12 protein-coding genes are annotated in these 16223 nt (G+C 29.1%); 5 read left to right on the plus strand and 7 right to left on the minus strand.

What is annotated here, in order from left to right:
* The first annotated feature begins 59 nt into the window (after positions 1-59).
* The 4 genes from B5E58_RS00455 (at position 60) to mobP3 (ending at position 3531) form a co-directional block, all read left to right on the plus strand.
* The gene (locus tag B5E58_RS00455) at positions 60-533 is read left to right on the plus strand and encodes an RNA polymerase sigma factor (RefSeq protein WP_143597223.1); all 474 of its coding nucleotides are present in this window, start codon (positions 60-62) and stop codon (positions 531-533) included.
* 17 nt (positions 534-550) lie between these two features.
* On the plus strand, positions 551-1417 hold the full coding sequence (locus B5E58_RS00460) for a hypothetical protein (RefSeq protein ID WP_088107711.1): 867 nt from the start codon (positions 551-553) through the stop codon (positions 1415-1417).
* Positions 1418-1794: 377 nt separating this feature from the next.
* The gene (locus B5E58_RS00465) at positions 1795-2199 is read left to right on the plus strand and encodes a hypothetical protein (RefSeq protein WP_088107712.1); all 405 of its coding nucleotides are present in this window, start codon (positions 1795-1797) and stop codon (positions 2197-2199) included.
* Between the two features lie 21 nt (positions 2200-2220).
* The gene (gene mobP3 / locus B5E58_RS00470) at positions 2221-3531 is read left to right on the plus strand and encodes a MobP3 family relaxase (RefSeq protein WP_088107713.1); all 1311 of its coding nucleotides are present in this window, start codon (positions 2221-2223) and stop codon (positions 3529-3531) included.
* A gap of 142 nt (positions 3532-3673) precedes the next feature.
* Here mobP3 and B5E58_RS00475 read toward each other — a convergent pair whose 3' ends face one another.
* Positions 3674-8329: an AAA domain-containing protein gene (locus tag B5E58_RS00475; RefSeq protein WP_088107714.1), complete on the minus strand. Its 4656-nt coding sequence runs from the start codon at positions 8327-8329 to the stop codon at positions 3674-3676.
* A gap of 422 nt (positions 8330-8751) precedes the next feature.
* Between B5E58_RS00475 and B5E58_RS00480 the strand changes: the two genes are divergently transcribed.
* Positions 8752-9468, plus strand: coding sequence for a hypothetical protein (locus tag B5E58_RS00480; RefSeq protein ID WP_088107715.1), 717 nt, complete (start codon positions 8752-8754; stop codon positions 9466-9468).
* Between the two features lie 248 nt (positions 9469-9716).
* Here the strand turns inward: B5E58_RS00480 and B5E58_RS00485 are convergent, their stop codons facing one another.
* From B5E58_RS00485 to B5E58_RS00510, 6 genes are all read right to left on the minus strand, one after another.
* On the minus strand, positions 9717-10226 hold the full coding sequence (locus B5E58_RS00485; RefSeq protein ID WP_206608530.1) for a hypothetical protein: 510 nt from the start codon (positions 10224-10226) through the stop codon (positions 9717-9719).
* A 492-nt stretch (positions 10227-10718) separates the two neighbouring features.
* Positions 10719-11408: a helix-turn-helix domain-containing protein gene (locus B5E58_RS00490; RefSeq protein WP_158097625.1), complete on the minus strand. Its 690-nt coding sequence runs from the start codon at positions 11406-11408 to the stop codon at positions 10719-10721.
* A 388-nt stretch (positions 11409-11796) separates the two neighbouring features.
* Positions 11797-12444, minus strand: coding sequence for a hypothetical protein (locus tag B5E58_RS00495; protein ID WP_088107717.1), 648 nt, complete (start codon positions 12442-12444; stop codon positions 11797-11799).
* A gap of 130 nt (positions 12445-12574) precedes the next feature.
* Entirely contained in the window at positions 12575-14026 is a 1452-nt protein-coding gene (locus tag B5E58_RS00500) for a PepSY domain-containing protein (RefSeq protein ID WP_088107718.1), read from the minus strand.
* 98 nt (positions 14027-14124) lie between these two features.
* Complete coding sequence (locus B5E58_RS00505) at positions 14125-15483, minus strand: ATP-binding protein (protein ID WP_088107719.1); 1359 nt, start codon at positions 15481-15483, stop codon at positions 14125-14127.
* Positions 15480-16154, minus strand: a complete 675-nt coding sequence (locus B5E58_RS00510) for a response regulator transcription factor (protein ID WP_088107720.1) — start codon at positions 16152-16154, stop codon at positions 15480-15482. Before B5E58_RS00510 ends, B5E58_RS00505 begins: the two co-directional genes overlap by 4 nt.
* Positions 16155-16223: the final 69 nt, after the last annotated feature.

Genomic DNA, 16223 nt, shown 5'->3' on the forward strand with positions numbered 1-16223 from the left:
TAATAAAGACGGTGAAAATATAAAAAACGGTATCACGTATCGAAACATTTTAAAAGAAGGTGATTATTATTGATACATACAATGATTTAATGAACCAAGAAATACTTACAAATCAAGATAAACTGTTGATTGAAAAATGGAAAACTGTATTAGATGAACTTGACAACACTGAAAAATGTAATGAACGCCGACACAAGGAAAAACGTGATATGCTTGATATAACTTTGTGTCAATGCCAAAATGATAATGATGACTATATTTCATCAAAAATAAAACTTAAATTGAGCACCACTGATGAAAACTGGATAGATTGGATTTTTTCAAAAAGCTCTGCTGATTTATATCAGCTGACAGAAAGTAAAGAGCTGTCAAAATCATTGATGACTCTAACAACAATGCAAAGAAAAGTTGTTTTTTTATTTTATATCCATGGTTTTTCAGTAAGGGATATTGCTAGAATATTTGGTAGCAGTGAAAGAAATATCCGTAAAATACGTGAGAGAGCAAAAAGTCATATGAAAATATCAATTTAAGAAAGGACATAGCAATAATGAAAAAGATAAAAGAAATATATGAAAATAGAATTTCAAAGTGGAAAAAATATTCATCTTATGAAATTATTAAAATAAAAAATTGTGATTATATTGTGCCAAGTAAAAATTCAGTAGCTGAATGGTATGACCCTATTGAAAATGAAGAAGAATTAATATCTGATGTTTTAAATATGGGAAAGATAGTTGCCGATACTGAAAAATATGAAAAAATTAAAAAAACTGTTTTTGATTTTGTATCAAAGTATGGTTTATTAGGCTGGATAATGTATCTACCTGTAAATGAAAATTTTTACTTAGAAAGTACTGTTTTTCTTACAGAAAATGAATACTTTATTTTTTCAAACACCACAATGGACACAAAAAAATATATTGAACAATTTCAAATAGAACCAAGTAAAGAAAATATTTTTGGAACAGCCAAAACTTTGGGGCGTTCTCCTGTATATGAATTGATATTTTCAAAAAATTATTGTGAACCTGTTGACTGGGCTATTTGTTTTTTACAAGAAATGTATGAACATTTCCGTGCAAAAGAAATGATATATGACCCTAAATATAATCCACTAGAAAAATTTATGTTAATGAAAAAAATAGAAAACTTTCATCATGTTGGTGTTCCATATGTGATAAAGTATTATCCCACACTAGGAACCTATTGGATATTTAATAGTCTAACAATGATAATAGAAACAGCTTGTTTGATTGCATTAGGTCAGAAAGAAAGTCCCATAGCTATATGTAAACATTGTGGAAAATATTTTTATCGTGAAGATATAAGAATTGAATACTGCTCACATAAGTGTAGAAACCGTTATCATGTTTATAAAAGCAGAAATAAAAATAAAAAACAATTAGAAAAATAATTAATCATGCACATTTACCCCGTTGTTTGCCCCTGTGTGGCGTTTTATTCAGACTATGGAGTAAATAGCCGATTAGATGTAAAAGCCACAGAAAAACGGGAATTTAGAAATAGTTGAAAATATGAAAAGTAAATAGACAATATCTATGCTCCAAAAAGATTGCAGGTTAAAGTGGCGGTGTCTTGTTCCGCCACAAATTCCTCAAATCACCGCAGTGCGGAGATTTATTGCCACCGAAATTTGGTGTCATAAATAAGTTACAGACTCCAAAAACAGCACTTTATTATAGAAAAAATTAGGTTTTACCTTAGGAAATAGGGACTTTATGCCCGACATCGTTACCGACGTCAAATGTTTTTCAAAAGGAGTGAAGAAAATTGCAAAAAGATAATATAAAACATACATTTACTGTTAGACTTTCGGAAGAAACAGCCAATATTTGTGCTGCCGGTATGGCAATAGATGATTGCCGAAGCCGAAATGAATTTATTGAAAAGGCCATAAAATATTATGTTGGATATCTTTCCGCAGATAAAGATAAATTAGTATTAGGAGAACAAATTCAAAAATTAGTAGAGTCATCAGTAAAATCTTCTGAGAGCAGACTCTCAAACCAGACATTCAGAATAGCAGTAGAACTAGCAAAACTACAAAGAATACTTTCTTTTTACTGTCAGATAGACGAAGAAACGCTGACTCAACTTCATAGAGTATGTGAAAAGGAAGTCAAAAATATAAATGGTGCTTTATCTTTAGAAGATATAATAAGACATGAAAAATAATAGAAATGAGGTTGTATACTTATGGCAAAAATCATTTTTACTGCAAGGTATATGAAAAATATTTCTCAGGGAAAAATCAAAAACTATGTAAAATATATCGCCACAAGACCAAACTCAGAAAGATACTCCCACCCTATCTCCCATGAAGTTTCAGAACTACAAAAGGAATGGATAGAAAAAGAACTAAAAAAATCTGTAAAACTTAAAGAAGAATGTACACAGGAATATCAGGCTTATAAAATAAATCCTAACTGTCATACAGCAGAAAATCTCATTCATAAAATTGCTGAAACTAATATATACCATGGAAATGATATAAAAAAATATATTGCTTACTTGGCTAAACGTCCTGGAGCAGAGTTTACAGAACAAGGACACGCCCTTTGGAATGATAGTAATGAAAAAATCCATTTACAAAAAGTACAAAAGAAAGCCGCAGAATATCAGGGACGTATTTGGAACTTTGTTGTTTCACTAAAACGAGAAGATGCTCAAAGATTAGGGTATGATAATGCTAAAACTTGGAGAAATTTAATCATACAAAAATCTTTATCAATAGCAAAAGAAATGAGAATTAAACCTGAAAATCTTGTTTGGTATGGTGCATTTCATAACGAAGGTCATCACCCTCATGTACATATTATGTGCTATTCCAAAAATCCAAAAGAAGGTTATCTGACCAAAAAAGGTATTGAAAACTTGAGAAGTACCTTTGCTCACGAGATTTTTCACGATGAATTTTATCATCTCTATGAGCAGAAAGATGAGATGCGTAAATGTATTCGTGATAACTGTAAAAACTTTCTGGAAAAATCGTTATCTTTGGAAAGTGGGGAAAATGCTTATGTACAGGCATTGTTATTAGCCTTGGCAAAGAACCTTAAGACAGCAAAACATAAAAAAGTCTATGGTCGTCTCGCCAAAGAAAATAAACTTTTGGTAGATGAAATCATTTCTGAAATCAGCAAAGATAAAAAAATAGATTCTCTTTATCAATCGTGGTTGGAATTAAAAGACGAAATCTTATCTTTCTATGACGGTAAAAACTATGCAAGACACTCTTTTTCTGATGAGCCTGAGTTTATAAATATCAAAAATCTTGTACTTAAAACTGCATTAGAAATTAGTAATATGCAAAATGAAACACAAAATCATAATAATCAAATAAAAAATGATATAATCAAAAATCATTTTATACAGTTGATTAAAGAAGTTAGTAATATAATTGAAGAAGATTACAAAAAACAAGATGCAGATATAGATATTATAGAACATAAGTTACGACAGAAAATACAAGAAAAGAAAAAAGCTCAAGGAATAAAAATGGGATAAAAACAGAAAATACTTTATAAAAATATAATAAATTTGAATTATTAAAAAATTACTCTTACCAACAATTATAAATTATTGGTAAGAGTACAATAATAATTATCTATCCTTACTATATTTAAAAAACAGCTTTGTATTTATTATTTTACATGTCTATTTCATCAAAAATAAAATCACCAATCATATAATTCTTAGGGTCTAATGCCGCAGAAATGACATGATTTTGAAAAGTGTCATCTGATATATCAGATAAAATTTCATGGGCACGCTGTTTTATTTTTAATAATAAATCTGTTCTATTTTTATTGTTTTCCTCAGAAGTCATATATGTTTCCGGTTCAATATCTAATTCTTTTAATTGACGAATAACTCTTTCCATTGTACCATCCGGATTTCTATAATACTCACTACCTCTAATACGAATAAACTGCCAACCAAGACGTTCTAAAACAGTTTGTCTTTCCATATCTTCTCTAATTTTTGCCTCTCCGCTATGATAACGCTCTCCATCACATTCTATTGCAATTTTTTTATCTTTACATACAACAACCATATCTAAACGGTAAGCACCAACTTGCCATTGTTGTACTAAGTGATAATTTCTTGCAGAAAGATATTTTGCAACTTCAGCTTCAAATGGAGATTCTGATTTTTTCTCAATTTGTGCTTGAAGTTCTGTTATTGCCTCAGGGTGTAATGAATACTCAATCAATTCTTTACGAATATCTCCAGGCTTTAAGTCATTAGCAGGGTCAATAGAATCAACAACCCATAATTGGTCTTTAGCACGACTAGTTGCAACATTATATCGTTTTCGATAAGAATCTTCTGTGCCATATCCCTGTTTTGTCAAAGGACCATTTCCATTTGAACAATCTACTAAACTAAGGAATATAACATCACGTTCATCACCTTGAAAGTTAGAGGCATTGCCACATAAAATACGACGTTTATTACATTCCTTTATATCAATATTATTATATATTTCTTCTTGAATTTTTTTTACTTGTTCATCTCCTAATAAAGAAATAACACCAAAAGTTTTATCACAGTATTCTGGCTGTTCCATACATGCTTTCATAAGTGCCACAATAGCTTTAGCCTCATTTGGATTTGTTTTTCCAACACGCTCACCATTCTCTACACGATAATTTATTACAGCAGGTTTCAACAAGTTTTTACTACCATCACGAAGTGGTTTTATCTTGAAATCATAAGAAAATTTATTTGAAAACCCAATAATTTCCGGTACACAACGAAAATGTTCTCGTAACATTAAAGGTTGAAATGTTGTAGCTGCAATATCATAAATAGAAGTTTTAGCATCATATAAATGTGCATTTGGAATTTTGTCAGTTATATACATATCTTTTAAGCTATTAATTTTTTCTATATCAACTCCTACAGCCATAGGACTTACCTGTTTATCATCACCTACAATAACAAGTTTTTTTCCCATATATAATATTGCTAGAGACGAAATATCTGATTGACTAGCTTCATCAATAATTACTACATCAAACTTATTCTCTTTCGGATTAAGATTTTCTAAGGCTTTACTAATCGGCATAATCCAAGCTGGAACAGCATTTTGACATTTTATCATGAGTTTTCTTGCCTCAGCACGGTACATAGGTGCATTTTTACCTGTTCCTTTACCAATTTTTTTTACAGTCTGTTTCCACCCTATTAAAGCTTGTTTCATGTCAATATCATGCTCTGTTCTTTTTAAAAGCTGATACCAAGCACATTTTTCTGCATATTTTGCTGTAATATCTCTGTACTCTTTACTTAAAAAAAGACTTTTCTTTTGCAATTCTTCAAAAGGTTCTGAGGTAATTTCCTCAATTATGCCATAATATTGCTTCCATTTCCAAGCTTCTTCCAAATCTGAAGGCATAACTTCAAGACCATGAATTCCGGTTCGATTTCGAATAGCTTCTGCCCACTCAAAAGCAATAGGTGATAATTTATTCAAATATTCTTCTCTCTTTCTTTGTAAATCATATTTTACATAAATTTGTTCCAAAACCCTATATGCATTACGATACATAGAAATATCACCATTTTCTATGGCTTTTAAAATATCTTTACAAATATTTGATGCCACTCTCTTATCAAGTGTCAAAATATTTTTATTTTTTTCTAATTGTTGATATATATGGTCAATAGTATTTATTTCATCAAATACATCACAAATAGAAGGAATTATATAATTCATTGAGTGTAAAATCTTTTCTGTTGCAACTATTTCTGAATCCAATGGATTTTTTTTGAAAACTATATCACAAGGAATGTTGACACCATTAATATAATCTACTAAATCTGTATATTCGTTATCATACCAATCAAGATATCTCTTTATCCAAGATATATAATTTGCTGCCACACGTTCTGGTTCATTAATATCTAAATCATAAAACAATGGTACACCGTATTTTCCAATCAAATTATTCCAATAAGAAGCACATTGCTCTCTTATTGTGTTCATCTCTATAGTTTGAATAATAAGATTACAGTCTTCTACATTTTGAGGTTTATGTCTATCAACGGTTGCACCATCTAACGCAATTCCTAAATTTTTATTTAGAAAAAGTGTTAATTTACTGATTTTACTATTTTGTTTATACTTTTCATGTAACTGTTTTACTGCTTCAACATACTCAGGGTCTTTATTTAAAATTCTTATATCTTTACCAAATCTTTCTGCTAATATTTTTTCTGCATATTCACATGTTTTTTCAATCTGTTCTATTAAAATAAGCCATAATTGTCTATACTGACCACCTTTTTTTCCGTCAACTGCACAATGTAACTTCCACGGTTCAAAGCCAGAAAAGGTACTAATATAAGATTTTAACTTTTTAACAGCTTCTTGATTTGGATAATTTAAGTTTAATTCAATATCTTCCCCTTTTATAGAAACCGTTCTTTCTCTTATTAAATTTTCTATTTTCCATATATTTTTCTTAGATATATTATCCAAATTTCTATTAGCATCGTGCAAATGCTGCATAACCTCTTCAAATTCAATTATAGACATTAATTCATTTGGATTAGGCAAATTTGCACTTAACTCCATTTCATCTATAGAGCTTATTTCGCCATTACTTCGGTATAAGTCATTTAATTCCGCAAAATTAAGTGGTAATGGTTCATATAAACGAACTTTACCTGGTATATAAGATAATTTTTCTTGATGTTCTAACACATAAGCAGCAGCTTCAGAAGGAGAAACACTTTCTCCTTGATACACAATACAATTACATTCTTTATAAATCATAGCAAATAATTTTTTTCGAACATCAGCAAGGTCATTAATTACTTTTGTTCGTTCCTGTGCTAACTTTTCCATGTCATTCTTTAGTTCATATGATGTAAAATGTGACATGTATTCTGTAATACCATCAATAGATTTTTCCATATCTATATTTGAATCATCTAACATTGAAACACAAAGACTCTGTAAACCTGGTACCAATTTTTCTTTTAATACACTTAAAGCCTTCTGTGTATGACTTGTTACCAAAATACTTTTTCCCTGTGCTAGAAAATGTCCCATTAAGTTTGCAATAGTATGTGTTTTGCCAGTACCTGGTGGTCCCTGAACTAACACAGCATTGTATCTCTCTATACGTTGAGCAATTTCCAACTGTTCTTTGTTTGCTTCCTTAGACAATAAAATATTGACACTCTCCCCACCAACAGCTGCTAACTGTTCTTCAACAGAAACTTCTCCTGTTTCTTCCAGAATATCAATTTTACCACCATCTACAATATCTTTAATTGGATTAGGAATAACATCTGTTTCTTCTATATTTTCAATAATTTGTTCAATAGTTTTTAATGCACCATCTAATTTTTTTCGTAAAATATAACAAGGATTTCTATACATTAATAAACGCTCTTGTTCTTCCCATTCTTTTGGAATTCCTTCGTCTGAATAAATACTTTCTCCTGAAAGTTGATGAATAAATCTCTGAAAAAATACTGGTAATTCGTTTCTATCCAAAGGGTGATAATCATTTTGTCTTAAGTATTCATTCATATAATTTATTGTTCCAAGATTTATATCTTCCATATTTTGAAAAAGAACAGTATATAATTCTGTTGTCACATCTGTATCTTTAATATAAATAGTATTTTCCATATCATCATAATAGATTTTTACACGTTTTGTTAAAATAGGATGGTCAATTTCAGGATTATTTTTATCACGAATAAATCCATCTGCAACTACTAGTTCTAAAGTTTCTGAGTCTCGTTCTAAATCCACAGAAATTTTATATAATTCTGTAAAAAAACTTCTCGTATCATCATAAGTTTTTTGTTTTGTTGCCCAAACTTTTCTATCTTCCAACCATTTATGAAAATCTTCTACACGCTTAGGATTGTCATAGAAATTCTCTAAAGGTTCTTCTTCTGTGTCTTCTTCACTTAATACAGGATTAATATTATTATATTCTTTTATGGAAACTTCTATATGATAATCATTCCAACCATCATTTAACCATTTTAAAATATCTTCACTTGGTTTAGGACAATGTTGAAATTCTGGTTTATGCACAGCTAATAAAATATCCATAGGCTGTTCTGTGTCGTTTTCCTGTACATAATCACGATAATATACTTTTATATTTTCAGAGTCCTTTGGAAAAGATGCAATAGAACGATACCACTGATAATCTTTTGCTTTTAATACCACTTTTTGTTTTAACTTATTAAGTTCTGCAATAAATTGAAACAGAGAAATTACTTTATCATGTTTTGTTATTTCTTCTGTACCCCCGTTTTCAATCAAAATAATACCCCCTTATATTACTTTAATATGATATAAACAATATCTCTAATCTAATCCATATTATTTATCTAATTAAATTTAGTTTCGTATTCTCAAAATATCAATTAACTTTATATAAAACTTTATAATCATATTTTTTATTAAATTATGTTATATATCCATTACAAACATATTCTTTTATGTAACTAATCGAGTATTATATTAGCATAAATTAACTTATTTTTCAAATTTATGGTATCTAAAAACTTAAAATTAGATGTTAACTCAAATTTCAATAAATTAAGTTTTAGATTTTTATTATATCTTTAGTAATTCAGAGTAAAAGCAAAAATATAATAATATCAATATTTTTCTTTTGTAAAAATATATTATATTGTTTTTTAAAAGCTATGATATAATTAGAAAAAACGGAGTTGATGGAAATGAATAGTTCTAACAATTTTTTAATTGCAAAATTTGGAAATAAAAATCATTTAGAACAGCTTCAAAACGGCAATATATTTTTTAATTCAATTCAGGCATATCGAAATGACGGAACTGATTATAGAGGAGATTCAATGGAAGGGAAAATTCCTATTAATCCAACAGATATTAAAATATTTAATAGCGAAGGTAAGAATATTTTTGAAACACTTCCATATCCTGATATAGCAATAGAATCAATATTAGATGATGAAAATCTTATGATGTTCTGTGCTGCAATGATTAACATAGAAATTTTGGATAATGTTAAGAATAACAAATGGCATTTTAAAGATATATTTAAGTCATCAATTAAAGACTTTGGAGATTATGTTTTATTACTTTGGTCTACAGAATTATTAGATCATATAAAATCATCAACAGATTTGAACAAACAGAAAATAGTATATGATTCAAGACCTATTCTTTATAGAAATCTCTATGATTTTGATAATACAGAAGAATATAGAACAACTGGAAGTTGGATTGATAGATATTTTGTAAAAGGTTTATCTTATAAAAATCAAAATGAATGGAGAATTATTATCGATGGTGAAAAAGAACCTTTAAAGGCAAACTGTGGAAACGGTTTTTTATTACAAACATCTCCATTTAAGTATAGTACACTTATGAAAACAACTGAATTACTCAATGGAGAAATAGAGATCAAAAATTAGAAATATAAACTAACAAAAGTGGTGGTTATCTCTTAAAATACCACCACTTTTGTTATATAATAGACCTATCACTAGCAATATAGACTTTTATAACTTGTATTTTAAGTTCTTTGTTATAACGTACTGATATAACATATCCTTCTTGAATAATTATAATATTAATATGTTCATATTATTCTAACAATGTGTTGCAATTATATTATACTAGTAAACTATAATTTTCCCATGATTATAAACTTTTATTCTTATTATCCATATGTTTCAAACATATACTGTGCACGTTCAGCAGTAAATTCCCACCCTTCTGGAATACGGTCTATTGTTCCACTTCCAGCGGCACGAGATCCCCATTTGTGATATTCATAAAGAATTGTATCACCACGACCACCAGCAGAAACATTTAACACTTCTGCAAATTCAACAGGAGATGCAAGATACATTCGTGGCATTTCATCATCCCTTATTCCTTTAAACTGCACCAAACAGAATATAGTCTTTTTATTATGACTATCTAACCATTTTTGAACTGCTTCATGATAATCACAACCTTTTTTGTAGTTTTGAGTCAACCCCCAACTACCATCTTGACTACCCTTTACCGAAATTTTTAACATTTTATCTCCAGAAACAGCAATCAAATCATACTCTGGTTGATTTGCTCCATATTGAACAGATACATCGTAACACAATCTTGCAAATTGTGCAGCAACAAACGCCTCTGCAGCTATACCAACGTGCCATGATGACATTTTTCCCATTTATATTACCTCTTCTATACAAATTATCAATTTCAATTTCTTTAACGCTTTTAAATACCCAACTTTAATTTCAAAACATTAATAACTTTTTACAGGTTTAGAATAAATCAAACTTCAAACTTAACTTCATAAATCCCCTTATCTATGTATTTGTCCAATAATAATTTCAATAATTCACAAACAAAAGCTTTAGATTTCTCTTCTCTATGAGAATTTTCCATAATTTATTGTAACAAACAGGCATGATATTTTTTCTTATTTTATGTTTCTATTGTTTTTATTATATCAAAAACCAAATTACACTTCAATTTACAATTAATTATACCAATATTTAGAAATTAAACCGCCCTTTCATTTTACTTTCTAGTATAATTAATACATCCATATTGTGTAAACATTACACTACACTTGTTTCCTACGTTCACCTCACTTGTTTCCCATATTCACCCAAACTATACTAAATAACTATAAACATATAACTATACTCATCTATCATATCTTCGGATAGACAGCTGTTGAAATAAGCAATTTTTCAGTCTGTAAATATTCCATAAACATCGTTTTCAAATATGCTTTTAAATTCTTTTTATCAGAATAATTTCTACAAGCAATATGCTGTAAAAATCCCAATATATCTAAACTGCTAACTTCTTTCAATAATTTCTTATCTTCTGAAGAAGATTTATTATAAAGCTCAGGAATACACCTACAAATAAAATCAACCATATAAATGTTATCTGGCATATTCTCAACAAAATATTCATAATCAATTTGTTCTTTTATTTCCTCTAACTTATAATCATATTCAACTTGTTTTTTCGATTTAGAGTTTTCAGAAGAAGTAGTTGATGTATATTCATTTTTTATTTGGCTATTTGGTGAACTTATATTTTCTGATTTCTTAGAAAGAAAATATATATTACTTTTGTGACCTCCATTTTTTGTACGTTGTTGTTTTTTCTGTATCCACCCCTTTTCACACAAAGAAGAAACACACTGTATGACAGTCTTTTTAGAACAGCCAACTTTCTCAGCTATAGTATTATAAGACGGATAGCATGTACGTGTGTCATTATCAGAAAAGGCACACAAAATACAATAAACTAATTTTTCAAGATAAGTTAATTCTGAATCAAAGAGAACATCTCTTTCCACCATAACAAAAGGTCGTGTTAATTTCATAAGCATTCCTCCAGACAGAAAAAGACCATACAGTAAGAGGTTTTACTCTTTCTGTATGGTCTTTTGACCTAAGATAGACGATTTAATAAATAATATCTGCTAACAAAATGCTAACAAAACAATATGAAATCAGCTTTTTTCTATGGTTGGATAAAAGTCTAATTTTCCGCTGTTTTTTGCCTTAAAAGCCAGTATTTTCAAGGGTTTTAGCTATCACTTATTAACACAAACCAACACATAAAAACACTAGAAACAACTCAATTTTAAAGACTCGAAATCAGTTTGTCCGAAAGGGCACGTGGGTTCGAATCCCACCGTCTCCGTTTTGTGTTTTATATTTTTGTATTTTAAAGGTCGCTTATTTTCAAAAAGCGACCTTTTTTAATTATTATTCAGTTTCAATAACAGGTGGAAATATAGCAACTCCGTTTCTGTAATCATTAATTTCATCAACAATTTTATTTATATCTTTTACCTCATTTTCTGTCAAAATTTTTTCTGAATAATCGGTATTATATCCAAAATAATATGTATTCCCCTCATAGGTTCCCAACACTTCTATATTATCATAAATCCCCGCAAATATAGTGTAATAATACTCCGCCTGAGTATTATTTTCAGGCTTACAAAAAACACCGAAAATATCAAAAACAGATTGTTGAGCTGAGTCAATATACTCTTGCTGTTCCTCAACAGTAAAATTTTTTTCATTAGCTTTAAGTATTGAAAATATATTATTGCTACTCTCTGTTATATATGATGTTCTAACAAAGTAAGGCGAAACTGTACCACTAACTTTTTTGTCAATTATAAATTGTTGAAGGGTTTCTGTAACAGTAATACCTATTCCATATTCCTTAGCTGTCATAGTTTCGCTTTTATCCTCAACATCATACTTTGAATTATTAAGAGTTATCATATTTTTATCACTGTATAAATTATTTATATATGTATTATCACTAAGTTGTGTTTTGCCATAACTACATCCTGTAAGTGATATAAATATCAAAATAGCAATACACAATATTTTTTTCATAAACTCTCCCCCCTTTAATTTATATAATATTATAACCAATAATATTAATATTGCAAAATTTTTTATATTAAAATAATGTTAAAATAAAAAAGTGCAGACAAATGTCTGCACAATTTTTTAATACATTTAATTAATCATCATAATCTGCTTCCCACTCAATTATTGTTCCATTTGTGGCATTAACTTTAAATTCATATTCCATATTGCCCTTACGGATTTCACCTTCATAAACAGCTTTGCCGTCATCGTAATCAAATTCAATTTCTTTAACTGTTCCACCAGGAACTTTTGCAAGAACTATGCTTTTAATTTCATCATAAGTTTTATAAGATGTACTACTTACAGTATAATAATCGTCATAGTCGTCATCATAATAGTCATCATCATATTTATCATCATAATCATCATGCCAATCATCATATCCGTCAACGTCCCAATCTGTAATATTTCCTGTAACAGCATCTATCTCAAAATCATACTCAAAATTTTCTTTATACATTTCACCTTCATATACAGCTCTGCCGTCATCATATTCAAATTTGATTTTTGTTATATTTGCATTAGGTACTTTTCCAAGGGCTATTGATTTTGCTTTCTCTAAAGTTATATATTTTGTTGAACTGTTTTCAACAGCACCTTTTTCCCAAGATATAATATTACCTGTTATAGCATTTATTGAAAATGTATAATTAACACTATCTTTTTCAACTACACCATAATAAACAGAATTTTCATCATCAAAATTAAAGTTTATTGTTTTTATATTGCCATTAGGAAGTTTTTTAGCAACAATATTTCTTGCTTCACTATAAGTAATATACTGTGTATAATTATTATTTCCATAATTTATATCATCGTCATAATCATCTTCAATGCCTTTCCAGAGTATATTTCCGTTTTGTCCATCTACTACAACAACATATTCAATATTGTTTGTTGGATAAAAAAGTTCAACCTCATAATATATTGAACCATTATTATGTTCAAGATTTATATCTTTAACAACTGAATTAGGTAAAACTTTTAAAACAGCATTTTTTGCCTCTGAAAATGTTATTATATTTCCTATGCCTTTTACAATATTTATATCTCTCTCAATAATAACTCCTGTTGACGGATTTATTTTATATTCTCCATAAGCATCATTTGATTTAAACTCAACTTCATATTTATATTTTTTGTCATCATCATCAAAATCTGTTTTTGTGGAAAGTATTGTTGCATTAGGCCATTCAGATTTTACTATTTCCATAGCCTTTTCTTTTGTTATTTTAACATTAGCATCTCCATCATCATAAATTTTTTCTGTATCTATTGAAGTTATGCTTTTTGTATTTTTATTAACTTCTATTTCATGGTATTCATAATTTTTTTCATCATAGAAACGAACTTCAAAATCTTCATAATCATTTTCTGTAAACATATGAACACTAGTTTCAGATAATTTATAAGGAATTTGTTCCTTTGCAATTTTTAATGCCTCATCAGCTGTGAGAGAGGAGCTTTCACCAAAAACATGGTAAGAACCAAAAGCTGTAATAATTAATGTTGTAGCTAAAGCTATTGATAATAATTTTTTCATAATATATACCCCCTTAATGGATTAATTTTTTCAACCTTTATTGTAATTTGAGTATATATTTGAAATATTAAAGGAACATTAAAAAATAAATTAATATTTTAATTTTTAATATCAATAGGTATTTTAACTGTAAACTGACTTCCTATGCCAAAAACACTATCAACAGAAACATTTCCCCCATGTATTTGAGCTATCCATTTAACCATTGATAAGCCTAAACCTGTACCTTCTCCACTTCTTGATGTATCAACCCTATAAAATCTATTCCATATATCTTCCAAGTTTTCTTTTTTTATGCCTATACCTGTGTCACTTACATTTATAATAACAAAGTCATCATCACAATCTAATGAAAGTTTAACACTTCCTGAAGGCTTATTATATCTTATACCATTAGAAATAAGATTTGTTATAAGTCTAGCAATTAAAACTTCATCACAGACAGCATAGACATCTTTTTTAATATCACTTTCGCATTTTATACCTGCTTTCTCTGCCATAACCTCCATATCAAGTATTATCATTTCACACAAACTTGTAATATCTGTTTTCTCCATATGAGGTTTAAACTTTCCATTTTCCGCTCTAACAAACATTAAAAGTTGAGAAACCATATCAGACATTCTTTTTGAATTTTTTAATACAGCCTCCCAAGCCTCCTCCTTCTCATCATTAGAGGCTTTTCCAGAGAGAGCATACTCACACTGTGAAATCATAACAGCAATAGGTGTTCTAAGTTCGTGGGATACATCTGAAGTAAACTGTTTTTCAGTTTCAAAGGATTGTTGTAATCTCGATAACATATCATTCATTGTTCTTACAAGGTGGGAAAGTTCATCCTTTGAATTCATGTTTTCAATTTTTATACGACTTGAAAGGTCATTTCCAGAGTTTATTGTGTCGGCAGTCTCAGCAATATTTTTTATAGGTTCAAAAGCCTTTTTTGTTATTTTAAATCCTCCAAAAGCTATGATAAATACAAACACAGGAAGTATTGCCAATGCTGCAAAACTCATATAACTTAAAGTCTGTCTTGTGCCTGACATTGACACTATTCCCCTTACCCAAAAATTTGTATTTTCTTTAGCAGCAAAAAGGTCATATACAAGCCATTTTTCTCCTATACTATCAACAATCTTAACTGTTTGGTCCTCAAGGAGAGAGTCCACTTGTATACCTTTATTCACTCTAGGTGCAATTAAATAACCGTCTATATCATATATAAAAAGAGACACACCATTATTATAAAAATCCATATCAGTATCCATAACACCATTATGAAAATTTACATTTTGTACTGTATCGGTAACTATATCAATAACTTTTTCTTGAAGTTGTTTTTTTGAAAATTGTTGTGAAAAAGATATTAAAAAAACTACAACAAGACTTGTTATTATAAGCATTGAAAAAGTATACCACATTGTAACTCTTGCTTTTATTGACAAAAATTTTTTCATAAAACCTCCCTTATGGTATATCCCATACCTCTTATAGTATGTATAAGTTTTACTTCAAAAGGCTCATCAATTTTCTTTCTCAAATATCTTATATATACATCAACTATATTACTTCCACCTTCAAAGCCATAATCCCAAACATGATTTTCAAGCTGTCCCCTTGACAATACAGCCCCTTTATTTCTCATAAGATATTCCAAAAGTGAAAATTCTTTGGCAGAAAGTACAATCTCTTTTCCTCCTCTTGACACTTTTTTTGTAGAAAGCTCTATTATAAGGTCTGCAACTTTTAAAACATCAGTTTTTTCAGTTGAATTTCGTCTTAAAAGGGCTCTTATTCTAGCTATAAGCTCATCATAGGCAAAAGGTTTTATTAAATAATCATCAGCACCAGAATTAAGTCCTTCAACTCTGTCACTTATAGAGTCTTTAGCTGTCAAAAGCAAGACAGGTATAGCATTTCCCCTTGCTCTCAATGTTTTTAAAACAGTCAAACCATCAATTTTAGGCATCATTATATCAAGAACAGCCATATCATATTTTGTATTTTCTATATAATAGAGAGCGTCCTCTCCATTTTCACAACCGTCAACACCAAAGCCGTCAGATTTAAGTCTTTTAACAGTAATTTCAAGAAGGTCTCTTTCATCCTCCGCAACTAAAATTCTCAAAAAAATTCCTCCTTTTAATGTTTTTCTCATATTTTAATTGTATAATAATTAAAAAGGTTTATAGGAGGA

This window comes from Tyzzerella sp. An114 (genome assembly GCF_002161055.1).
GTDB classification, from domain to species: domain Bacteria; phylum Bacillota; class Clostridia; order Lachnospirales; family Anaerotignaceae; genus Fimicola; species Fimicola cottocaccae.

Excerpts from the sequence above, each read along its gene's own strand:
- B5E58_RS00460 (WP_088107711.1), top strand. The coding sequence starts at position 551 with ATGAAAAAGATAAAAGAAATATATGAAAATAGAATTTCAAAGTGGAAA.
- mobP3 (WP_088107713.1), top strand. The coding sequence starts at position 2,221 with ATGGCAAAAATCATTTTTACTGCAAGGTATATGAAAAATATTTCTCAG.
- B5E58_RS00480 (WP_088107715.1), top strand. The coding sequence starts at position 8,752 with ATGAATAGTTCTAACAATTTTTTAATTGCAAAATTTGGAAATAAAAAT.
- B5E58_RS00485 (WP_206608530.1), bottom strand. The coding sequence starts at position 10,226 with ATGGGAAAAATGTCATCATGGCACGTTGGTATAGCTGCAGAGGCGTTT.
- B5E58_RS00490 (WP_158097625.1), bottom strand. The coding sequence starts at position 11,408 with ATGAAATTAACACGACCTTTTGTTATGGTGGAAAGAGATGTTCTCTTT.
- B5E58_RS00495 (WP_088107717.1), bottom strand. The coding sequence starts at position 12,444 with ATGAAAAAAATATTGTGTATTGCTATTTTGATATTTATATCACTTACA.
- B5E58_RS00500 (WP_088107718.1), bottom strand. The coding sequence starts at position 14,026 with ATGAAAAAATTATTATCAATAGCTTTAGCTACAACATTAATTATTACA.
- B5E58_RS00505 (WP_088107719.1), bottom strand. The coding sequence starts at position 15,483 with ATGAAAAAATTTTTGTCAATAAAAGCAAGAGTTACAATGTGGTATACT.